The following is a 24142-nucleotide window of genomic DNA, read 5'->3' as shown; positions in this document are numbered from 1 at the left end:
ATAAAAATGAATAACAATAAATCCAATTCATTATTCGAAAGTAAGCAAGTAAAAGAGGCGCTAGTACAGTCTTTTGTTAAGCTAAACCCGAAAATAATGTTCAAGAATCCGGTCATGTTCACCGTTGAAATTGGAACTGCCATTATGCTTGCTGTGTGTATTGCCATTTTATTTGGCGCACAAGACCAAGGCGGTTTTACTTATAATTTCATAGTTTTTTTAATTTTGTTAGCAACGCTTTTGTTTGCCAATTTTGCCGAGGCTATTGCCGAAGCAAGAGGAAAAGCACAAGCGGATAGTTTAAGAAAAACACGGGAAGAAACACCGGCAAGACAAGTTTTAGCCAATGGTGAAATTAAGAATATCAGTTCTTCTGAATTGAAGAAAGGCGATGTTTTTGTTTGTGAATCAGGAGATTTAATTGCGACTGATGGTGAAATTATTGAAGGATTGGCCACTATAGATGAAAGTGCTATTACCGGAGAAAGCGCTCCTGTAATTCGAGAAGCGGGTGGTGATAAATCATCGGTAACTGGAGGAACAAAAGTATTATCAGACAAAATCAAAGTGATTGTGACTAATGAACCAGGGGAGAGTTTTCTGGATAAAATGATTGCTTTGGTAGAAGGAGCAAGCCGCCAAAAAACGCCTAATGAAATTGCGTTAACTATTTTGTTGTCAGCGTTTACTTTAATCTTCGTGATTGTTTGTGTGACCTTGAAACCTTTTGCAGATTATGCGAATGCACCGATAACCATTGCTGCCTTCATCTCTCTTTTTGTTTGTTTGATTCCAACAACGATTGGTGGTTTGTTATCTGCGATTGGGATTGCAGGAATGGACAGGGCTTTGCGAGCTAACGTTATTACCAAATCAGGGAAAGCGGTGGAAACTGCAGGAGATATTGATGTATTGCTTTTGGATAAAACAGGAACAATCACTATTGGAAACAGAAAAGCAACTCGTTTTTATCCTGCAAAGGGGATTTCGGAAGATGATTTTATAAAGTCAGCAGTTTTGAGTTCACTGGCTGATGACACGCCCGAAGGCAAAAGTATTGTGGAACTGGCAGGAATTGAAGTGGCAAATAAACTATCTATTGAAGGAGCTACTTTAATCAAGTTTACCGCCGAAACGAGAACCAGCGGTGTTATTTTAAAAGACGGAACCGATATTAGAAAAGGAGCTCAGGATGCTGCAAAAAATATTGCAATGAAAGCGGGAACAATTTTCCCGGAGGATATTGCACAAGCAGTGATTGCTATCTCATCAAAAGGAGGAACGCCATTGGTGGTAGTTAAAAATGGTCAAGTTCAAGGGGTTATTGAATTGCAGGACATTATTAAAACGGGAATGAAAGAACGTTTTGACCGTTTGAGAAAAATGGGAGTAAAAACGGTAATGGTTACAGGAGATAACCCGTTGACAGCCAAATTTATTGCCGAAGCTGCTGGTGTAGATGATTTTATTGCCGAAGCCAAACCGGAAGATAAAATGAATTACATCAAAAACGAACAAGAACAAGGCAAGCTCGTAGCGATGATGGGTGATGGAACTAATGATGCACCTGCTTTGGCACAAGCCAATGTTGGTGTGGCCATGAACAGCGGAACTCAAGCAGCAAAAGAAGCCGGAAACATGGTCGATCTGGACAATGACCCCACCAAGTTAATCGAAATTATAGAAATAGGAAAACAATTATTGATGACCAGAGGAACGCTTACTACTTTCTCTATTGCGAATGATGTGGCCAAATATTTTGCCATTGTTCCTGCGCTTTTCATCACGGCAATTCCTGCTCTTGAAGGATTAAATATTATGGGATTACACAGTCCAGAAAGTGCGATTTTATCAGCGGTTATTTTCAATGCGATTATTATTCCGATATTGATTCCGCTTGCGCTAAAAGGAGTTGATTATAAACCGATCGGGGCGAGTGCTATTTTAAAGCGAAACCTATTGATTTATGGTCTTGGTGGTTTGATCATCCCATTTATTGGAATTAAAATAATTGATTTGGTTGTAGCATTATTTATGTAATCCTCACCCCAGCCCTCTCCAAAGGAGAGGGAGCCGAAATTCCATAAAAGGATGGTGAAAAATGAATTTTAAGAATTAATAAACGAAATTAAGAGTAAAAACTTCTATAAATTCTCCCTCTCCTTTGCTTCACCAGTTTGCTGTCGATTGTGTAGAGAAGGTCGGGATGAATAAAAAAAAATAAAAAAATGAAAAATATATTTTCAATATTAAAATTCACCTTATTTATGGTGGTGTTGTTAGCGGTTATTTACCCAATGGCAATTTTTGGGATAGCACAATTGGCTCCCAATAAAGGAAAAGGAGAAACAATTACCGTAAACGGAAAAGTGGTGGGTTATCAAAAAATTGGACAAAAATTCGACAAATCCAACTACTTTTGGGGAAGGCCTTCGGCTGTGGATTATAACGCTGCAGGAAGTGGAGGAAGCAATAAAGGACCAAGTAATCCTGATTATTTAGCATTGGTGCAAAAAAGAATCGACACTTTTTTAATCGTGCATCCTTATTTGAAAAAATCAGAGATTCCTTCGGATATGGTGACGGCTTCTGGAAGTGGTTTAGATCCTAATATTTCACCGCAAGGAGCTTTGATTCAGGTAAAAAGGGTGGCGGGAGCGAGAAACTTATCAGAGGAAAAAGTAAAAGCTTTGGTAGATAGTAAAATAAATTTACCAGCTATTATGGGAACTGCAACAGTGAATGTTCTAGAATTGAATATCGCTTTGGATGAATTGAAATAGGATTGATTTCAATACTAAAGTCAATGGCAAATTAAAAAAATAAGGTCTTTAAAAACGAGATGCCCTAGCCCCGATAGAAGGGAAAATCCTTTTGTCTCGTTTTTTTGCGAGACAAAAGATTGGAATGATAGCGGGATTAGCTTCAAATAATAAATAATGAGGGTGTGAGATTGCTTCGTTCCTCGCAATGACAAAAAAATGAAAAATATAATAGTTACCGCTTTAATAGCTTTTGGTTTTACAACAATTAATGCTCAGGAAGTAACGAAAGAAAAAAGTCCTTTCACGTTTTCGGGTTACATAGAAACGTATTACAGTTATGATTTTGGAGAACCAGACAATCATGTAAGACCCGGATTTATTTACAGTCATAACAAGCATAACGAACTCAATTTGAATTTAGGATTGGCGAAGATAAATTATGCTAAAGAGAATGTTCGCGGGAATTTTGCCTTAATGGCCGGAACGTATGCCCAATACAATTTGGCAGCAGAACAAGATTTACTAAAAAATGTGTATGAAGCGAATGTGGGCGTGAAAATTTCGACGAAACATAATCTGTGGATTGATGCGGGAATTATGCCGTCACATATTGGTTTTGAAAGCGCTATTGGTAAAGATTGCGCCACTTTGACTAGAAGTATTTTGGCTGATAATTCGCCGTATTATGAAGCGGGTGTGAAAATTGGATATACTTCAAAAAATGAAAAATGGTATTTGGCGGCCATGTATTTAAACGGATGGCAACGCATCCAGAAAATTGATGGCAATCAAACACCGGCTTTTGGAACACAAGTAACCTATAAACCTACTGCAAAAACAACGTTGAATTGGAGTACGTATGTGGGGAATGAACAACCGGATAATGACAGAAAATGGCGTTATTTTAATAATTTTTACGGACAATTTAAAGTATCCGAAAAGACAAGTTTAACAGCTGGTTTTGATATTGGAGCACAACAAAAAGTAACAGAAAGTGACGAGTATGATGTTTGGTTTTCACCGATTTTAATAGCGCAATACAAACCAACAACTAAAATCCAATTGGCAGCAAGAGCAGAGTATTACGCAGATGAAAAAGGAGTAATAATAGCAACAGCAACACCAAACGGATTTAAAACATACGGTTTCTCTACAAACTTTGATTATTTAATTACTGATAATTTGATGTTTAGAATAGAGGCAAGAACTTTAAATAGTAAAGACGATGTTTTTTTGAAAGATAATTCGCCAAGCAATCAAAATGTATTTTTAACGACAGCATTGGCTATTTCTTTTTAATTTTTTTTAAAAAAATAAAATCCCAAAAACCAAATTGGACAACGAAAAAGAAAAGAATGTCAAACACTTTCTTGATTTAATTCAGAAATCACGCAAAGGAAAGTTTAAAGTCTACATCGGTATGAGTGCCGGTGTGGGCAAAACTTTTAGGATGTTACAGGAAGCACATACGCTGTTAAAAAATGGTATCGATGTAAAGATTGGGTTTATAGAAACGCACAATCGGAAAGAAACACACGAACTATTAGAGGGTTTACCGGTAATTCCTAGGCGAACCCTTTTTTACAAAGGGAAATTGCTTGAAGAAATGGATTTACAAGCCATTATCAATTTGCGTCCAGAAGTGGTTATTGTAGATGAATTAGCGCATACGAATATTGAAGGAAGCAAAAACGAAAAAAGGTGGCAGGATGTTTTGGAGATTTTAGAAGCAGGCATAAATGTGATTTCGGCAGTGAATATTCAGCACTTAGAAAGTTTAAATGCAGATGTAAAAAACATTACAAATATTGATGTTCAGGAACGCATTCCAGACAGTGTTTTGAAATTGGCGGATGAGGTGGTCAATATTGATTTGACTTCAGATGAGTTGATTGCCCGTTTGAAAGACGGTAAAATCTATACCGCAGATAAAATTCTTACGGCGCTGAATAATTTTTTTAAATCTGATCAAATTTTACAATTGCGGGAATTGGCCTTGAAGGAAGTAGCGAGTCAAGTCAATCGAAAAGTGGAAAGTGAAGTGCCCAAAAACATTGCAGTAAAACATGAAAAATTATTGGCTTGCATTAGCAGTAACGATAAAACGGCTAAAATTGTAATTAGAAAAGCAGCTCGTTTAGCTAGCTATTACAACTGTAAATGGTATGTTTTGTATGTGGAAACTCCAAAAGAAAGCAGCGACAAAATTGCATTAGACAAGCAACGTCACCTTATTAATAATTTTAAATTGGCTACACAACTTGGTGCCGAAGTAATTAAAGTTCAGAATACTCATATAACAGATGCTATTTTAGAGGTGGTCGCGCAAAAACAAATCACCACCGTTTGCATCGGGAAACCGCATTTGAGTTTATTTAAAGTAATTTTATCGACAACTGTTTTTAATAAATTGTTGAACAACCTAACGTCATCTAATATTGATCTTATAATTCTATCTTAAAATGAAAATTAAAACCAAATTAAACCTGGGCGTTGGCCTGCTTTTTCTAATGATAATCATACTTTCATTAGTAGCGGCATTTTATATTTTTTCGATAAAAAAAGACACAGACAATATTTTAAAAGCCAATTACAACACGCTAGAATATTCGCGAAACATGCTTCTTTCGTTAGATGAAATTAATGGGAATGAAGAAAAGGCAATTGCTATTTTTGAAACCAATATTACCAAACAAATTGCCAATATTACGGAGGCTGGCGAAGATAAAGCGACCTATAATTTGCAGAAAAATTTCGATTTTTTGAAGAAAAATAGAACCGATGAAACCTTAAAAAGCCAAATCCGTCAAGACATTTTCAAGATTATGAAATTGAATATGAATGCAATAAAAGAAAAAAGTGATATTGCAAAACACACAGCAGAGACCGCTAATTTTTGGATTGCAGTAACAGGAACACTTTGCTTTTTGATTGCTTTTAATCTTTTGGTGAATTTGCCCAACAATATTGCCAATCCAATAAAAGAACTCACGGACAGTATCAAAGAAATAGCCAATAAAAACTATTCGCAACGAGTGCATTTTATGAACCACAATGAATTTGGAGATTTGGCAAAATCATTCAATATCATGGCAGAAAAACTGCAGGAGTATAACAATAGTAATTTGTATAAACTGTCATTTGAAAAGAAAAGACTAGAAACTTTAATCAACAATATGCACGACCCAATTATCGGGTTAGACAATCAGGGTTTGATTTTATTTGCAAATGATGAGGCTTTGAAAATAATTGGTTTAAAAGCAGAGGACGTTATGGGTAAACTCATAACAACTCTTGCTTTGACCAATGATTTGATGAAATCGTTGGTAATTAAAGATCTGTCTGATGAAAAACAGAAATCGCTTCCCATGAAAATTTTTGCTGATGGCAAAGAAAGTTATTTCGAAAAAGAAACCATAAACATTACCATTAAACCAACAGGAGAAGATCAAATTATTGACATTGGGAATGTTATTATCTTAAGAAATATTACTGTTTTTAAAGAACTGGATTTTGCTAAAACCAATTTTATTGCTACCGTTTCGCACGAATTGAAAACCCCAATTTCATCCATAAAATTAAGTTTACAATTGCTCGAAAAAGCAGAAACAGGCAACATTAATGAAGATCAAAAGCAATTAATAGAAAGTATAAAAGACGACAGTCAGCGGTTATTAAAAATTACGGGAGAACTATTAGAATTGTCCCAGTTAGAAACCGGGAATATAAAGCTGAATATGGAAAAGAGTAATCCCTATGAAATTATGAACTACGCTACCGAAGCTGTAAAAGTGCAAGCAGAACAAAAGCAAATTGTGCTAGTTATTGAGACGGAACAAAATTTACCAGATATAAAGGCAGACAGCGAGAAAACTGCTTGGGTTTTGATTAATTTTTTAACCAATGCAATTACGTATTCAACAGAAAACAGTACCATAATTGTAAAACTTAAAAATGAAAACAATCAGGTTGTTTTTCGAGTAATTGATACTGGAAAAGGAATTGATAGTCGTTATAAAACTAAAGTTTTTGATAAATATTTTCAGGTACCAGGAAGTCATAAGTCAGGAACGGGATTGGGTTTAGCTATAAGCAAAGAATTTATAGAAGCACAAAACGGAATTATTGGAGTAAAAAGTGAGTTGGGTCTGGGCAGTACTTTTTATTTTAAATTGGCAGCAGTTTAAAATTTTTGTAACAGATTTATTTTCAAAAATATTGAAGATTTACAATCGAACAACCCACAAATCGAATATTCTAATACTTTGTCAGATTCCTAGCGGGAAATACAGAGGTTTGAGAAGTCAAAATATTTGGCTAAAATAGAAACGGTATAAATGAAAAACTACATTTCATTTATACCGTCTGTGTTTGCTGTTAGATAAAACATATATGCCAATTGATGAAATTCCTCACTCTATTTCCTTACTTGAGCGTTTTAAAGGCTGTATTTATGAAACAGTCTGTCAATAAAAAAACCTAACGTATTGATGTTAGGGTTTTTGCTTTGGTAGCGAGACCGAGATTTGAACTCGGGACCTCAGGGTTATGAATCTTTGACCAAAGTGTCAAAGGTTCTTTCCCGGCATGATTGTTTTGCAGTGTATTATGATTTCAATAATTACCGTAATCGGGGGCTACATGTACCGTATTGAAATGAGAAAATTCATTTTCTTTTTTGATTTGGCAGTTCCCGCTAAGTTTAATAATAGACGTATATACCTTCTATTTCGTTTTTTTTTGTCAATAAGATTTGAGTGCCCATTTTGACGTCTGAAAAATTAGGGTGCTTTCACGATTTTGTGGTAGTTTATCTTTTACTAAACATTTCTATTGTTTTTAAAATAGCGTCGTCATAATTATTCCAGGTGGTTTTTGAGGTTAAATCGGTGTTGTTAAATGTTGTATTGAATTTTGATAACAACGTTAAATATACAGGTCCTCCAATCATCAGCTCAAAAGCGGAGTTGAGCGATTCCTCTTTTTCATTAATCGTAAATATTTTTCCAATTTGTGCATTAAAATACTTGAAAAGACTTTAGGTGACGAATTGATAGAAAAAGAGGTTGAATTGCTTTAATCATTGTGCTGTTTTATAGTAATTGGGAGTCAATCTTTGATTTTCTTATTGATCCTTTTATAATTAGAAAAAGCGTTACTTAAATAGAAAAATATTTTTACATTAGTATAAAAGTATTGAAAATGAAGTGGTTGATTTATTTTTTAAATAATTGTAAACTATAAACAATAAGAAAGTATGCTGCACAGTATTTTGATTGAACGTAATATTTACGCATCCGAAGAACATAAAATGATGCAAGCGATGATCCAAGAATTTATTTCAAATGAAATCTTGGATCAAGTTGACCAATGGGAGAGAGAGGGTATGGTAAGTCGAGCGATCTGGACTCGATCCGGAGAATTGGGTCTTTTGTGTATGGATATACCAGAAATGTATGGAGGTGGTGGATTGGATTTTACTTTCAATTCTTTGTTAATTGAAGCGCTTGCAAAAAAGGGTATTAGTGGCCCTGGTTTTTCATTGCATTCTGATATTGTTGCACCTTACATATTACATTATGGAACGGAAGCACAAAAGAAAAAGTATTTACCAGCAATGGCCAAGGGAGAAATTATTACTGCCATTGGAATGACGGAGCCCAACTGCGGAAGTGATTTGAAAGCCCTTCGCACGACTGCTGAAGATAAAGGAGATCATTATCTGGTAAATGGACAAAAGACTTTTATCACTAACGGGTTTATGTGTGATATGGCAATTGTGGCTGTAAGAACCAACGCAAACACTACTGACGAAGGCGTTTCGCTTCTTATTATGGAATCCGCAATGGAAGGTTTCTATAAAGGAATTCCATTTAAGAAAATTGGAATGAAATCCCAAGATACTGCAGAGTTGTTTTTTGATAATGTAAAGGTACCAAAGGAACATTTATTGGGAGCCGAGAAAATGGGTTTCAAAATTATGATGAAGGAATTGCCGCGTGAAAGATTAACGGTAGCCATTAACGCTGTGGGCTGTGCCGAGGGAGCCATCGAAAACACGATCGCCTACACAATGGAAAGAACTGCTTTTGACACACCAATATCCGGATTCCAAAATACGCAATTTACTTTGGCCGAATGTGCGACAAAAATGCAAATTCATCAGGTTTTTATGGATCGCTGTATCGAACTGTTGGTAGAACATAAACTGACTACTGAAACTGCTTCGATGATTAAATATTCGGCGACTGAAATGTGCAATAATGTGGTCGATGAATGTTTGCAACTTTTTGGTGGTTACGGGTATATTTGGGATTATCCAATTGCCAGAATGTACGCTGATAATCGGGTGGCACGTATCTATGCCGGGACCAATGAGATAATGAAAATAGTAATAGCACGAGGGTTGTTTAAAGAGGTTTAAAAACAATGAAAGAGTAGTTGGAAGAATATAAGGTTATCTCGACTTTCAAATTGCAAGGAAAGATACTGATGCGATAAAGCACGTATAAATAATGTAGTTTACGTAAAATGGGATAAAACCACCCGAATAGATTATTTTATAGCATTGTAAATCAATTTTTTATTAAAAGTAGCGGACCACTTAAAATTCGCTGGGCATTAGGTTTTCCATCAGTTAAATAGGTCACTCCGGTTGTTTGGTATGGACCTTAAAACAATCAGATTTAAATTTTAAACACGAAAAAAGTATTCCAATTCCGGTTTAAAAACGACTTGTTTCTTAAAAAAATGTACGATATAACACATTATTATGTAGTTAATCGGATATAATTGTATGTCATCGAAAACCTCAGTTTTTTCATTTTATATCTTTAATTTCAGTATACATTTGCACTCTCAAAATAAGGAATTAATCAAATATAATTTAATAAAACCCCAATGAAAAAAATTATTCTATCTTCTTTTTTACTACTAGCATTCGTAACAGTAAATGCTCAAACTGTAACTTTAAATGTAAAATTGAAACCTATTCAAACATTAGTTGTTAACCCGGCTCAAAATACTGTTAATTTAGAATATGTTACTAAAGATGATTATGCAAATGGTGTAGCTTCGGTAAATGCGGATCACTTGACTGTTTACAGTACAGGAGGATTTCAGGTAAAAGTAAAAGCTGCTGATGCAACAATGACAAACGGAACTAAAAGTATTTTAGTGAACACAATTAAATTGACACCATCTGCGGGAAGTGCTAAACAGGATGCTGCAACTTATGTTCCTGCATTCAACTTGTCAAATGTGGATACGACTTTAATGAGTTCAACTACTGGAGGCGTAAATAAGAAAATCAATATCGAATACAAAGGTGCAGGTGCTGATGCGTATATCAACAATTATATTGCAGGACAAATTCCAACAGTTTACGCTACTACACTTACCTATACTATTATAAGTCAATAAGACCTTTTGGTGAGAATATATAAAAAAGTGTCACAAGAAATTGTGGCACTTTTTTATTTAGTTAACTTTGTTGTAGTTAATTTATCCAATACTTTTTAAAAAATACTTAAAATGAATAGACTTGTTTTACTGTTTTGTTTTTTAATTTTTGAAGTACATGCACAAACAGGTATTTCTGTATCGCCGCCTAGAATTTATTTTGAGTCAAATCCGGGAACCAGTAGTACACAAAAAGTTACGGTAACTAATGTAAGTCAAAAGAACACTTTGGATCTTGCTGTGAGCCTTGGTGATTGGGAGTATGATGAAAAAGGTGAAAACATGATGTATCCTTCGAATACTTTGAAAAATTCTTGTGCAAGCTGGGTTTCTGTTAAAAATAATGACAATTATTTTACCTTAGCTCCAGGAGAAAGAAAAGATCTGGAAGTAACGATTACACCAATAAAGATAGCTACAGATAGTTTACCTACGCACACCGCTATTTTGTATGTAAGTCAAATGAATCCTGTGGATGATTTTGATAGTAAAGGAGCAAATATTAAGGTGAGTATTCGCTCTGGAATCAAAATTTTTCACACCTTTTCAAATAATCTTACTAAGAAAATTGAAATAGAAGATTTAAAATTTGATCAGTCTGCAAACAGCATCAATTTAAAATTTAAAAATCAATCTCAAATTTGGGTAGACGGTAAAATCTCAACGGAAATTATTAATACTAAAACGGGTAAAAAAGTGGCCGTAAATGATATCATTTTTTATACACTCCCTGATAATTTACGTAAATTGAGTATTCCTGTTACGGAACTCTTAGAAAAGGGATCTTATAATGCATCGGTTATAATTGATTATGGAGATTCCTCCCTATTAGAAATGGCAGAACTAAATTTTAATTATGAATAGATATAGTATTCTGATAACATTATTTTTTATACCTCTATTTTGCGTATCTCAAGTGACCTTTAACTCTTGGGTAAATTCTTATTTACAGATTAATTCGTATAACGGGAACAGCAATCCTGATGCTTATACGGTTACATTTAGTGCAAATGGAAACCTGAATATGCCAAATTGGAAACTTTCTGCCCGACTGAAAAAAAACATTGTTTCTGAAGATGGAAAATTTTCGATACCATCAAATAAAATTTCTTTTCAAACCATAACAACATCTGGAAAGTCTGAACCAAATCCTGTTCCAACATTTTCACAAATTGGTGCTCCTCCAAATGTTTTTTTGCAAGAGAATAGTGAAACTTTTTTAATACCTAATTCGAATGCCGCTTTGTTTAACAGACCGCAGAGAGAAAATGGGTATTACAATCTTCAATTAAAATATGGAATTACCATTCAAGGGGGGGCTTATCTTGGAAATATACCTGCTTGGACACGGTTTAGTGTGCCTGTAGAGTTTACGGCATACGACCAAAATAACGCTGTAATTGGTAAAATAAGTCATGATTTTCAGTTCCAAATTGGAAATATTACTGATGCTCCGCCACCTGCAGATCAACTTACTTTAAAAGTAAATATGAATGCTGCCAATGGAGTTTTAGAATTTAAAACCATGCAAGATTACAATAATGGAAGTAGTGTTACGTATACAGATGGGCTTTTGGTAACCAGTAGCAGCAACTTTCAAATCAAGGTGCGATCGCTGCAAACCAACTTACAATCGGCTAGGGGGAATTCAATTCCTGTTGATGTCATTCACCTAACATTAGCCACAGCAGCTACTACCAACCAACGTATTTTTCCGATTGTTCTTAGTGCTGCCAATCAAACATTAGTACAGACTAACAGTGCCAGTAAATCGTCTTTCAAATATGATATCAAATATTTTACAATGGCGCAGGATAGCCGTTTGATTAATGCCAAACCGGATGATTATACCACGACGTTACAATATGAGATTACTCCTCAATAATCTTTAAAAAATGCGTTGTTGTACTTTAAATTTTTTTTTGCTCTTATTACTGTTGTTTGTAGTGTTAAATCCTTTGCATGCGCAAAATGTTCAGAGCGCGGTCACTATGGAACTACAAAAGGATTCTTCTACTCAAAAAGAGTCCTTGGTAAGTTTAGTGGTGGTTATTAAAAATACTACTGTAAATAAAATAAATGGTACAATCAGTTTCATCACACCAAAAGGATTTAGAATCCTGGGGAATCAAGATGTGGAAATTGAATTACTGCCCAATGAAGCGCGCCACATTCCTATTAAATTTGTAATTGGAGAAGAGGCTGTTGCGGGAGCGTCGCTGATTGAATGTAAATTACTAGATCTATCCGGAAAATTGCTTGCACAGCAAAGTACCAATTATACAATCGAGGTCAATGATACACTTACCATCATACCTCTGGAAAGCTCGATTTACCGATCGTCAAGTAATGAACCAATGGTGGTCAAGGTAAAGGTGAGTAATAAAGGAAATGTTGCACAAAATATTACTGTAGTTTGTAAATTTCCAGACCCAACAAATGCGAACTTATTCTTAGAACAAAAGGCGAATATTGCAATAAAAAAAGATTCTATTTTTACATTTACCTACCTTCCGTCTAAAGAATTGGCTAAACAATCCAATTTTTCGATACGCATCTCCGGTTTTAGAAATCCGAGTAAAGATTTTTTTGGTAATGTTACAGTAGATGTTCAGAATATTGCTAGTGAACAACAGTATAATGGCTCCTTATTTGTCGATTTATTGGAAGAAACCCAAAACCAAATTACTGGCAGCTACAGAAATTTCGGTCAGGGAAATAGCTTTTATCAGATAAATGGCTCTGGAGGCGTAAATATTCCATCAGGTTATCTGTTTATGCGAGGAATTGTAAGTTTGTCAAGCAGTCAGGAAATTCCGTTAATAACCAACACAAATTTGGTGTTTAGTCAGAAAAATAATATTTATACCATTGGGAATATAAGTCGGCTTCTTGAAATGACGCTAGTGGGCAGGGGAGTGGAATACAGTCATACTTTTACAAAAAACGAAAAAATTGAATTGGGTTTTGTGGATCAGAATTTTAATTTAATAGAAAAAGATAATTGGCTCAAAAATGGTTTTGGCTTGTTTGCCAAAGGGACACTACGATCAAATAACAGCTCCCGAAATGCTTCGGGGATATACGTATTCCGATACGACCCGTTTGAAAAAGCAAAACATAATATTCTAGGAACTGAAATTAATTATGATTTTACTCCAGAATGGAGATTTAATGCAAAAGTAAACGGTGCAATGAGTGTCTATGAAGAAAAAGATTTCATCAAGCCTACTTTTGCTGGTGAATCTAGTTATACTGGAAAAATTAAAAACTTTAATATGAACGGAAATTATTATTTCAGTTCCGATTATTATCCAGGAAACCGAAGAGGAAGTATGCAATTTCAGCAGAATATTGCGACCACCATTAAAGATAATAATATACATGCAAATGTAATTTTCTCTAATTTTTCGCCCAAATTTTATTTGTTTGAAGCAGCACAAGAATCGACAAATAATAGAATAGAACTAGGAAACCGATTTCCTAAATTTAGAGATTTTAGCTTTAGTCTGTTCTATCAATACCAAGAGGAAAGTTCCAATAGTTACAATCGTCTTTTTGGAAGTACAGATCTTAATGTGTCACAAAAAATTCATGCACATCGCATTATCCAACAATTTTCGTGGATTAACAGTCCATCCCGACAGGCAGCTATTTTAGGATTTGAAACCGGAGTTGTTAAATATCCCCTGCGCACGGAGAATCAGTTTCAGATGAAAGTAAATGCGAATTATAGTTTTAGAAATTTCAATGTTAATTCGAACTACCAATCGGGGAGTTACTATTTATCTGAATATGCTTTTTCTAGTATTGCTGGTCCGAATGTAAACTATGAGAAGTTCACGTTATCATTATTTTATAACAATAACTTTGTAAAAGACAAATTGAATTTGAGCAGTGGAATTTCCTATATAAAAGATATTGTGTATGGCAAAACACCCTCAGCATTTCTCAATGCCAAATATACCGGAAAAGTGTTCAGTACTTTTTTTAACTCCGCATGGTACAATTATTCTAATGGAGCAGTGGTCAATAATACCTTGACTCTTGAAGTTGGTGTTACGCTAAATTTACAAAAGACACTGTTGAATCCAGATAAAAAAGGTGTTATCAAAGCACAAGTTTTTTATGATACTAACAATAATAATCAGTTTGATGCCAATGAAAAGGTTGCTCCCAATTACATAATTAACATTAATAAAGTTGCTTTGCAAACAAATGACGATGGAGTAGCTTCATATAAACAAGTGCCTTACGGAGCCTATTTTTTGAAGCAGTTAGTACAAGATAGTTGGTATTACGATGACACTGCTTTTGAAGTAGACCGCCGCTTGTTAAACCTGGCTATTCCGCTGCACCAAAGTGGGAAAATAGAAGGAAAAGTTTCCTTTGCTTATAATGCTACAACTTCGGTAAGTTTTGAACAGCGTGGTTATGGGATCTCTTTTAGCATTACGAAAGACAACCAGCTGATACAAAAAATATACACAAATGATGACGGTAAGTTCATATCATTCCTTCCGACTGCAAAATATGTCATTACAATCGATGAAAAATCGTTACCTGCCAATACATTTTGTGAAAAAAGCAGCCATGAAGTTACATTAAAAGCTGGAGAAATTATAGTGGTCCCCGAATTTGTTATCAGAGTAAAAGAAAAGAAAATCAACACTAAAAAGTTCTTTAATTAGAATTTGTTTTTAAAGTAAATAATTATCATTGGCTGAGACCATGCCTAATAGGGATCTTATGAAAATTATACAATAGATACAAGGGATCATTCTTCAATGGTAAAAAACTGCACGAAAACATAAAGATCCAGAAACTATCAGCAATGATAGTGACGTCAACACTAAAATATCACTCCAAAAATTAATTTAATATTTTTACCAAATAAATATCTAATTATATGCTGTTATATGATGTGAAAATTAAGTAATCGTGTACGGATTCTTACCCGGTTAACATTAATATTTTAATTAATAGTATTTTCTTTAATTTCTGAAACCTCTCTTTTTAATTCCAAAAGAATTTCTTTTAAACTTTCAATTTCAGTTAGAGGCTGTTTAGTATCAGTTCGACCGATATTGCATTGGAATTCCCATATTTCTAAAATTTCAGAAAACTTTACTTCATAATTAGGATAAAACCGATTGTCAGATTCTAAAACCAAAGTGTTTTTTTTGTTTTTATTTAAACGCTTATACACCATACCATGATTTTTAGTGATCAGGATATAGGTTTTACCATCTTGAACTTGTCCAATATTTTCGACGTAGCGTCCCACAATTATTGAACCTTCTTCATGAGGTGGCATTGAATCACCTTCAACAGGAAACCCACGGTGCTTGCCTGTTCCTAAAAAAGGCAATGAAATTTGTTGCAAACTCTCTATATATTCCGGATCAGAGTATCCAGTCAAATAACCCGCTTTAACTTTTTGAGTAACAATTTCGATACTATTATCACCATTTGGTTCAACTTGAATAGGTAAAATAATTCGGTTGTTTTCTAAATTAATTAGATCTTGAATCTCTATTTTACGAATGTCTACTGACAGTAATAAATCAATACTGATATGAAAATGGTAGGCAATCTTTTTCAATATTTCATACGGTGCTTCAGAGGTACCATCCTCGTATTTTACATACCGTCCTCGGGTAATTTGCAAATGCTCGGCTAATTTTTCCTGAGAAATTTTACTCTTCACTCGTAATGCTCTGATATTGTCTGAAAATAAGGACATAACTATTTTGTTATAATTTATAACATCAAAGATAGGTAAAAAAGTTAGTATCTGTACTAATTTTGTAGCTTACAAAACAAAGAAAATGACAAGGGCAATTGTACATCTGGATATGAATACATTTTTTGTTTCCTGCGAAAGAATTACGAACTCACAATTAGAAGGAATTCCTTTGATTATTGGTGGTGGTGATCGAGGTGTTGTAGCTTCATGTTCCTATGAAGCGCGTCGTTTTGGCGTGCGTTCTGCGATGCCTATCAACATGGCACTTAAACTGTGTCCACAAGCTAAAGTGATGAAAGGCGATATGGAATTATATTCGAAATATTCTCATACGATAACTGAAATTATCCAGGAAAAAGCACCCGTAGTGGAGAAAGCGAGTATCGATGAGTTTTATCTTGATATTACGGGTATGGATAAATTTTATGGTAGTTACAAGTGGACGACCGAACTGGCAAATAGAATAACAAAAGAAACTGGATTGCCATTGACTTTTGCATTATCAGTTAATAAAACAGTTTCAAAAATTGGTACGGGAGAAGGAAAACAGAAAATGAATTTGGAAATACCAGAGCACATGGTAAAGCCATTTTTAAATCCATTATCGATTCAAAAAATCCCAATGGTTGGTGATGTTACTTTTCGGCTTTTGTCCAGAATAGGCATTAGAACCATACAGACCCTTTCTGAAATGCCTGTAGAAGTGCTTCAACAAATGATTGGGAAAAACGGTATTGATATTTGGAAAAAGGCCAATGGAGTCGATACTAATCCTGTAGAACCGTACTCAGAGCGAAAATCAATTTCTACGGAACACACTTTCTCTCAGGATACTATTGATATGGTCAAATTGAAAACTATACTGACCGGTATGGTTGAAAAACTTGCGTTTCAACTGCGATCGGAAGAATGGTTGACTTCAACTGTAGTGGTTAAAATTCGCTATGCTAATTTTGATACGGAAACCAAGCAATGCAAGATTGCGTATACCTCTGCAGATCATATTCTCACTACAAATGTTGTGGAGTTATTTGACAAATTGTTTCAGAGACGCATGAGATTGCGTTTGATTGGAATTCGTTTCAGTGGGCTGGTGAGGGGAACGTACCAAATCAATCTTTTTGAAGATACGGAGGAAATGTTATCCCTTTATGCTGCTATGGATAAAATTAAATCTCGTTATGGTTTTGATGCGGTGATGCGTTGTGCGGGAGCATCATTTAAACCCAATACCAAAGATGAAATTTTAAAACGAAAAATAGAAAATTCTAAATAGAAAGTACCTCATGTATCTCAACTGTCATTCTTTTCATTCCTTGCGTTACGGCACTATTCCACTTGTTGACCTGATTAGTCAAGCAGTTACTTGTGGTGTCAAAGCGATGGCGTTGACTGATATCAATACGGTAACTGGAATTTATGATTTTATAAAAGGCTGTGACGCTGCAGGAATCAAACCTTTAGTGGGTATCGAATTTCGTGCTGAAGGTGCAATGCGGTACATAGGTTTAGCTAAAAATGCGGATGGACTTGCGGAAATGAATCGGTTTCTTACTTCTTATAATTTTAGTGGTGAAATATTGCCTGTTTTTGCTCCAGAATTTGCTTCCGTTTTTATTATTTATACTTTAGAAAATGCACCAGAGACTCTTCGTGATAATGAATTTATAGGCATTCGCCCAGAGGAAGTTTCCAAGCTTTTTTCTTTGGAACTTAAAAGTAAAATAAGCAAAATGGTGGTGTTGCAACCGGTAACTTTCAGAACCAAAAAAGAATTTAACCTGCATAAAATACTAAGAGCAGTAGATTTAAATGTTCTTTTATCAAAACTAACGGATGCGGATTATTGTAAAACATCGGAAGTTTTGCAACCATTAGATTCCCTTGTATCATTCTATTCGGAATATCCCGAAATTATCCAAAATACGGAACAATTAATTCATCAATGCAATTTTTCATTTGATTTTAAAATACCGAGAAATAAAAAATTTTACACCAATAATCGTCAGAGCGATATTGCTTTATTAACCTCACTGGCTCAGCAGGGACTTTTATGGCGATATGGAAAAAATAATATTCAAGCACAGGCACGCGTAACCAAGGAACTTAAAGTTATTGATCAGTTAGAATTTAGCGGATACTTTTTGATAACTTGGGACATTATTCGGTACAGTAACAGCAGGGGATTCATGCACATTGGGCGAGGTAGTGGAGCAAACAGTATAATTGCTTATTGTCTTGGAATTACTGATATATGTCCGTTAGAACTGGATCTATACTTTGAGCGGTTTCTAAATGTAAACAGAAAAAGTCCACCTGATTTTGATATCGATTGGAGTTGGAAAGAACGAGATGTTATTTTGGAATATGTCTTTAATCGATATGGGAAAGATCATGTTGCTTTTTGTGGGACGAATGTTGAGTTTAAATACCGATCTATTTTTAGGGAAGTTGGAAAAGTATTTGGATTGCCCAAAGAAGAATTAGACCTGTTGGCAAAAAATCCCATGAAACTTCATGAGAAGAATAGTATTGTGACATTTGTTCAAAATTACGGCATGATGTTAGAAAAATATCCCAATCAACGGAGCATGCATTCTTGTGGTATTTTGATTTCTGAGGAACCTATAACCAATTACACACCACTGGAAATGCCGCCTAAAGGTTTTCCAATTGTCCTTTTTGATATGCATGTTGCGGAAGATATTGGTTTTGAAAAATTCGATATTTTAAGTCAAAGGGGTATCGGTCACATTGATGATAGTGTCAAACTTATTGAGAAAAACAAAGGGATTCGGATAAATATCAGAGATACTTCGATATCTAAAAACGAAAAAGTAGCCAATAGTTATTTATCGCAGGGAAACACTATTGGTTGTTTTTATATTGAAAGTCCGGCCATGAGAGGATTGTTACGAAGACTTAAATGCGATAATTATAAAACTTTAGTTGCTGCTTCTTCGATTATTCGTCCTGGTGTAGCCAAATCAGGAATGATGAAAGAATATATTTTTCGTCACAACAATCCTAGTCAGTTTGAATATTTTCATGAGGTATTTAAAGAGCAGTTAGGGGAGACGTATGGCATTATGGTGTACCAAGAAGATGTCATCAAAATAGCATTGCATTATGGTGGATTACCAGCAGCCGACGGAGATATTTTGAGACGCGCTATGTCCGGAAAAGGACGATCACTGGAAGCATTGAAAAAAGTAAAAGATGATTTTTTTATTTCCTGTGCTCAAAATGGTCATCCTGCTGCATTGAGTGAAGAAATTTACCGTCAGATAGAATCGTTTGCAGGATATTCTTTTTGTAAAGCACACTCTGCATCATACGCAGTGGAAAGTTACCAAAGTTTATATTTGAAAGTCTATTATCCCATAGAATTTATGGTTGCAGTAATTAACAATCAAGGTGGATTTTACAGAACAGAAGTTTACGTTCACGAAGCTAGAATGGCAGGTGCCACTATTCATAATCCATGCGTTAATAAAAGCAATTATGAAACGAATGTGTACGGAACGGATGTGTATCTTGGTTTCATGCATGTACTTAGTTTGGATAGTAAAATGGCTTTATTTATCGAATCCGATCGAGAGAAAAATGGAGATTTTATATCTTTCGAGGATTTTATCAATAGGATTCCAATGGGTTTAGAAAGTATCAAAATATTGATATTCATAGGTGCATTTGCTTTTACGGGAAAAAATAAAAACCAACTTCTAGTCACCGCAAGTTTGTTGCTTAATAATTTAAAACCCGAAAATAAGAATCTGATGTTGCTGCAAGAGCCGGTCAAAGAGTTTAAACTTCCCAATTTAGAACGTTCTATTCATGAAGATGCTTTTGATGAAATTGAACTGTTGAGCTTTCCAGTTTCGTGTACCGTTTTTGACTTACTTGAAACGAAATATCGAGGAGATGTAATGGCCAAAAATTTACTAATTCATCACAAAAAGCAAGTTAAGATGTTGGCTTATCTTATTTCGAGAAAACAAGTTCCTACAAAACGAGGGACTATGTATTTCGGTACATGGATTGATAATGAAGGCACATATTTTGATACAGTTCATTTTCCGGATAATCTGCTTAAATATCCTTTTCTGGGGGGAGGATGTTATTTATTATTAGGCGTTGTAGAAGTTGATTATCATTTTGCAACAGTTACAATATTGAAAATGGCTAAAATGCCCTTTGTTCCAGATCCTCGTTACATGGATGCTAAGGATCAGTATAAAACACAACAACAAATTAGGGAAGATGTCAGCAGCACCCAGCGAGCACCTTATCCACAAGAACATGAAATTAATTTACCTAGACATAAAATGAGTCTCTAAAGTGCTAAAGCAAAAGAGAATTATTTTAAAAATATACAACAATGAAAAAGAAGGAATATGCCATAGTAGATATCGAAACCACTGGTGGAAATGCTCGTGGAAGCCGAATTACTGAAATTGCAATAGTCATACATAACGGTGAGGAAGTGATCGAACGATACGAAACCCTAGTTAATCCACAAAAAGATATTCCGTTGCCTATTTTTGCATTAACGGGTATTAATAACGAGTTAGTAAAAGATGCGCCTATTTTTGATGATATTTCAGAAAAAGTACTTCAATTGCTGACTGATCGTGTTTTTGTAGCGCACAATGTTAATTTCGATTACTCCTTTGTTCACCATCAATTGAATGAAGCGGGTTTTAAATGGTCAGCAAAAAAATTATGCACCGTTCGGGCTGCAAGAAAAATTATACCCGGCATTGCGTCATATAGTTTGGGAAGACTATGCAAATCATTGGATATTCCGCTAGAGAACAGGCATCGCGCCGGAGGTGATGCGGATGCAACGGCTATATTGTTTTCCAGATTATTAGCCTGCGATCTAGAAGGTGAAATTGACAAAATGATCAAAAAAACAGCACAAGATCAACGCTTGCCCCCGAATTTACCGCCAGATGATTTTATTCAATTACCTGAAAAAGCGGGTGTGTATTATTTTTATAACGCAGTGAGAACCGTTATTTATGTTGGAAAAGCGATTAATATTAAAAAGCGGGTAGCCTCACATTTCACGGGCAATACTGTAAGCTCACAAAGACAAAATTTTTTACGAGAAATTCATAGTATTTCATTTGAGGTTTGCGCTACGGAATTAATGGCATTAATATTGGAATGCACAGAAATCAAAAAATTATGGCCAGCATACAATCGTGCGCTCAAACGCTTTGAACCAAAATATGGTCTTTACCAATATGAAGCCAGAAATGGGTATAAATATCTAGCAGTTGGAAAACTAATGAAGTTTCAGTCTTCGATAGAACATTTTAGTCGACAATATGAAGGTATAAGCGTATTACAGAGTTTGGCTCAACAATTTGACTTGGATACTAGATTTTGTCACTATTGCACCATCGAAAATAATTCAACTATACCAGAAGATGATTTTATAAACTTACCGGATGTAGATCTTCACAATGAAAAAGTTGAAAATGCTATCCAATTTTTACTGAGTAGCAGAAACAGTTTTGCTATAATTGATAAAGGTAGAACCATGGATGAGCGCAGTTGTATCTTGGTGGAAAATGGTCACTTTTATGGAATGGGATATATTACTTCAGATGTTGCAATCACCGATCTTGCAGAAATAAAGGATTATGTTACCCTTTACAAAAGCAATCAATATATTATGGGGTTAATTTACAAATATGCAGAGAGTAATCCACGGAAGATTTTTACATTTCAAAAGCAGTATGACGAGTAGATTAATGAAAAATCTATAAGATTTTTAAATTGGAGAGCTTGTAAATAAAATTATTACTTCAAGCTTCAAATGATTTTAATGAAAAATTACATTTTATCATTACCTTTTCTTCTTAATATTTAATGGAATTCGCAGCTCAATTTTTATAATTCCTCACTCCCTTTCCTCACTCCCTTTCCTCACTTGAGCGTTTTACAGTCGGTATTTTTAAAACATAATTATAATAAAAAACCCTTAAACAGTTACTGTTTAAGGGTTTGTCTTGGTAGCGAGACCGAGATTTGAACTCGGGACCTCAGGGTTATGAATCCTGCGCTCTAACCAACTGAGCTATCTCGCCATGATTGAGGGTGGATAATCCTCCCTGAATGCGGGTGCAAATATAAAAATAATAATACAGCTTGCAAGTATATTTTGAAGAAAAAAAAATATTTTTAAAAACACTTTTTTTATGTAGTTATATTCTATATATTTCCGAAAAATTAAATGTAGCTCATGGATCAAAAAGTACGTTACGAAATCGAATTCCCCATCAATTCTTCGCCTCAATTGTTGTATCAATACATATCGACACCATCAGGTTTATCGGAGTGGTTTGCCGATAATGTCAATTCTCGTGGTGAGTTTTTTACTTTTATTTGGAATGACTCCGAAGAAAAAGCAAGGCTTGCCTCTAAGAAAACAGGTGAGAAAGTGAAATTTAAGTGGGTTGACGAAAACAGTAAAGATACCGAGTACTTTTTTGAATTACACATTTTAGTCGATGAACTCACTAAAGATGTCTCTTTAATGGTAGTAGACTTTGCTGATAAAGATGAAGTCGATGAGGCCACGTTGTTATGGGAAAACCAAATCTCTGACTTGAAACATCTAATTGGATCTGTATAGTAAAATCATATTTTATGACTTATATTTGCCCTGAATAAAATTTAGGGCTTTTTTATGATTAATTTTAATGGAACTATAGTGTCTCAGGATGCTAATATATTGACTCAAAATCGTGCTTTTCTCTATGGAGACGGAGTTTTTGAAACAGTTAAAATAATAAACAATAAAATTCTTTTCCTGGAAGACCATTATTTTAGGTTAATGTCTTCTATGCGTGTAGTCCGAATGGAAATTCCCATGAATTTCACAATGGAATACCTCGAGGAACAAATCCTTTCTTTGGTTAATAAATCCGCATTAGCAGACTCCTCACGAGCCCGAATTACAGTTTACAGGAATGATGGCGGTTATTATTTGCCACAAAGTAATACGGTCTCTTTTTTAATTCATGCTGGAGCACTCGAAAACACCATGTATTCATTCGAAAAGAAAGCTTATGAAGTAGATTTGTACAAAGACTTTTATGTCACAAAACAATTGTTGTCGTCTATTAAAACGACTAATAAAATCATAAATATAACAGGAAGTATTTTTGCGAGTGAAAATGGCTTAGATAATTGCTTATTGCTAAATGACAGCAAGAATGTGGTTGAAGCGTTACAAGGGAATATCTTCATGCTATTGGGTAATAAATTGATTACTCCGCCAGTTTCTGAAGGATGCTTGAACGGGGTTATGAGAAAGCAAATTTTAAGTTTAGCTAAAAAAATAGAAAATTTAGAGGTCGTAGAAGACGTAATTTCTCCGTTTGACCTTCAAAAAGCAGATGAGTTATTTGTGACCAATGTTATCAAAGGAATTCAACCGATAACCCAGTATCGTAAAAAAACTTTTACCACGAACATATCCGTTCAACTATTGGATAAGCTTAACGAAATGATAAGTAATACTTAGTTTAAGTAGGGGTTTTCAGGAGCATTAGACCATATTAGGTATTCTCCGCCCAACTCCATGATTTGCTCTTTCCAGAAATGAGTTGCTGATTTACCAATTATTTTGTTTTCATAGCTATTGGCAGTAATAATCCAAGAATGACTTTTCATTTCACTTTCTAGTTGATTTTCGTGCCAACCAGTGTATCCTAAAAAGAATCGGATGTTATCTTTGCTTATTTCTCCTTTATTGATGAGTTCTTTGGTAGATTCAAAATCACCACCCCAATAAATTCCATTGGATATCTCAATGCTATTGGGAATCAGCTCTGGGATATTATGGATAAAATAAAGGTTGTCTTGTTCCACAGGACCACCATTATAGATCTTAAATCGAGCATCTACATCCGGTATCAAGTCGTGGATGGTATATTTCAAAGGTTTATTAATTATAAAACCAACGGATCCTTCTTCGTTATAGTCAGCTAATAAAATTACCGATCTATTGAATGATAAATCCCCAATTATCGTAGGCTCTGCTATAAGCAAATATCCTTTTTTTAATTTATCTGTAATCATCGGATTGGATTTTTTATTAAATTTAAGTTTTTTATTATAAGAGTGCCAAATAAAATCGTTGAAA

At 34.7% G+C, this 24142-nt stretch carries 17 protein-coding genes and 1 tRNA gene; 15 read left to right on the top strand and 3 right to left on the bottom strand.

Annotation, left to right across the window (positions count from 1 at the left end):
• Positions 1-6: 6 nt before the first annotated feature.
• From kdpB to DR871_RS11255, 10 genes are all read left to right on the top strand, one after another.
• Positions 7-2040, top strand: a complete 2034-nt coding sequence (gene kdpB, locus DR871_RS11305) for a potassium-transporting ATPase subunit KdpB (RefSeq protein WP_113666378.1) — start codon at positions 7-9, stop codon at positions 2038-2040.
• 188 nt (positions 2041-2228) lie between these two features.
• Positions 2229-2783, top strand: a complete 555-nt coding sequence (locus tag DR871_RS11300; RefSeq protein ID WP_113666377.1) for a K(+)-transporting ATPase subunit C — start codon at positions 2229-2231, stop codon at positions 2781-2783.
• 198 nt (positions 2784-2981) lie between these two features.
• Positions 2982-4064, top strand: a complete 1083-nt coding sequence (locus tag DR871_RS11295; RefSeq protein ID WP_113666376.1) for a porin — start codon at positions 2982-2984, stop codon at positions 4062-4064.
• 34 nt (positions 4065-4098) lie between these two features.
• Complete coding sequence (locus DR871_RS11290; protein ID WP_113666375.1) at positions 4099-5226, top strand: sensor protein KdpD; 1128 nt, start codon at positions 4099-4101, stop codon at positions 5224-5226.
• Position 5227: 1 nt separating this feature from the next.
• Positions 5228-6952: a HAMP domain-containing sensor histidine kinase gene (locus tag DR871_RS11285; protein WP_113666374.1), complete on the top strand. Its 1725-nt coding sequence runs from the start codon at positions 5228-5230 to the stop codon at positions 6950-6952.
• Positions 6953-8022: 1070 nt separating this feature from the next.
• Complete coding sequence (locus DR871_RS11275; RefSeq protein ID WP_113666373.1) at positions 8023-9189, top strand: acyl-CoA dehydrogenase family protein; 1167 nt, start codon at positions 8023-8025, stop codon at positions 9187-9189.
• 476 nt (positions 9190-9665) lie between these two features.
• Positions 9666-10187: a hypothetical protein gene (locus DR871_RS11270; RefSeq protein WP_113666372.1), complete on the top strand. Its 522-nt coding sequence runs from the start codon at positions 9666-9668 to the stop codon at positions 10185-10187.
• Positions 10188-10298: 111 nt separating this feature from the next.
• On the top strand, positions 10299-11090 hold the full coding sequence (locus DR871_RS11265) for a fimbrial biogenesis chaperone (protein WP_113666371.1): 792 nt from the start codon (positions 10299-10301) through the stop codon (positions 11088-11090).
• Positions 11083-12111 carry a hypothetical protein gene (locus DR871_RS11260; protein ID WP_113666370.1) on the top strand — a complete coding sequence of 343 codons (1029 nt, stop codon included), beginning with the start codon at positions 11083-11085 and terminating at the stop codon, positions 12109-12111. Before DR871_RS11265 ends, DR871_RS11260 begins: the two co-directional genes overlap by 8 nt.
• Positions 12112-12217: 106 nt before the next feature.
• The gene (locus DR871_RS11255; protein ID WP_129752541.1) at positions 12218-14917 is read left to right on the top strand and encodes a COG1470 family protein; all 2700 of its coding nucleotides are present in this window, start codon (positions 12218-12220) and stop codon (positions 14915-14917) included.
• Positions 14918-15201: 284 nt separating this feature from the next.
• Here the strand turns inward: DR871_RS11255 and DR871_RS11250 are convergent, their stop codons facing one another.
• Positions 15202-15972: an XRE family transcriptional regulator gene (locus DR871_RS11250; protein ID WP_113666368.1), complete on the bottom strand. Its 771-nt coding sequence runs from the start codon at positions 15970-15972 to the stop codon at positions 15202-15204.
• Positions 15973-16057: 85 nt separating this feature from the next.
• On the opposite strand from DR871_RS11250, the gene dinB reads away from it, so the two are divergent.
• Genes dinB through DR871_RS11235 form a run of 3 tightly spaced genes read left to right on the top strand, consistent with a single transcriptional unit; the run spans position 16058 to position 21739 of the window.
• Complete coding sequence (gene dinB / locus DR871_RS11245; protein ID WP_113666367.1) at positions 16058-17251, top strand: DNA polymerase IV; 1194 nt, start codon at positions 16058-16060, stop codon at positions 17249-17251.
• A gap of 10 nt (positions 17252-17261) precedes the next feature.
• The gene (locus DR871_RS11240) at positions 17262-20315 is read left to right on the top strand and encodes a DNA polymerase III subunit alpha (RefSeq protein ID WP_113666366.1); all 3054 of its coding nucleotides are present in this window, start codon (positions 17262-17264) and stop codon (positions 20313-20315) included.
• A gap of 41 nt (positions 20316-20356) precedes the next feature.
• Entirely contained in the window at positions 20357-21739 is a 1383-nt protein-coding gene (locus DR871_RS11235) for an exonuclease domain-containing protein (RefSeq protein WP_113666365.1), read from the top strand.
• A 263-nt stretch (positions 21740-22002) separates the two neighbouring features.
• Here the strand turns inward: DR871_RS11235 and DR871_RS11230 are convergent.
• Positions 22003-22079, bottom strand: a tRNA-Met gene (locus tag DR871_RS11230).
• A 155-nt stretch (positions 22080-22234) separates the two neighbouring features.
• Here DR871_RS11230 and DR871_RS11225 point away from each other — a divergent pair.
• Both DR871_RS11225 and DR871_RS11220 read left to right on the top strand, forming a co-directional pair.
• Positions 22235-22627 carry an START-like domain-containing protein gene (locus tag DR871_RS11225; RefSeq protein WP_066077711.1) on the top strand — a complete coding sequence of 131 codons (393 nt, stop codon included), beginning with the start codon at positions 22235-22237 and terminating at the stop codon, positions 22625-22627.
• Positions 22628-22681: 54 nt separating this feature from the next.
• Entirely contained in the window at positions 22682-23521 is an 840-nt protein-coding gene (locus tag DR871_RS11220; protein ID WP_113666364.1) for an aminotransferase class IV, read from the top strand.
• On the opposite strand, the gene DR871_RS11215 is transcribed toward DR871_RS11220, so the two are convergent.
• Positions 23518-24078, bottom strand: a complete 561-nt coding sequence (locus DR871_RS11215) for a YqgE/AlgH family protein (RefSeq protein ID WP_113666499.1) — start codon at positions 24076-24078, stop codon at positions 23518-23520. The genes DR871_RS11220 and DR871_RS11215 overlap by 4 nt on opposite strands.
• Positions 24079-24142: the final 64 nt, after the last annotated feature.

Origin of the sequence: Flavobacterium petrolei (assembly GCF_003314435.2) — a bacterium.
In the GTDB taxonomy this organism is placed as follows: Bacteria; Bacteroidota; Bacteroidia; order Flavobacteriales; family Flavobacteriaceae; genus Flavobacterium; species Flavobacterium petrolei.
This window is presented reverse-complemented; position numbering and strand designations above follow the sequence as displayed.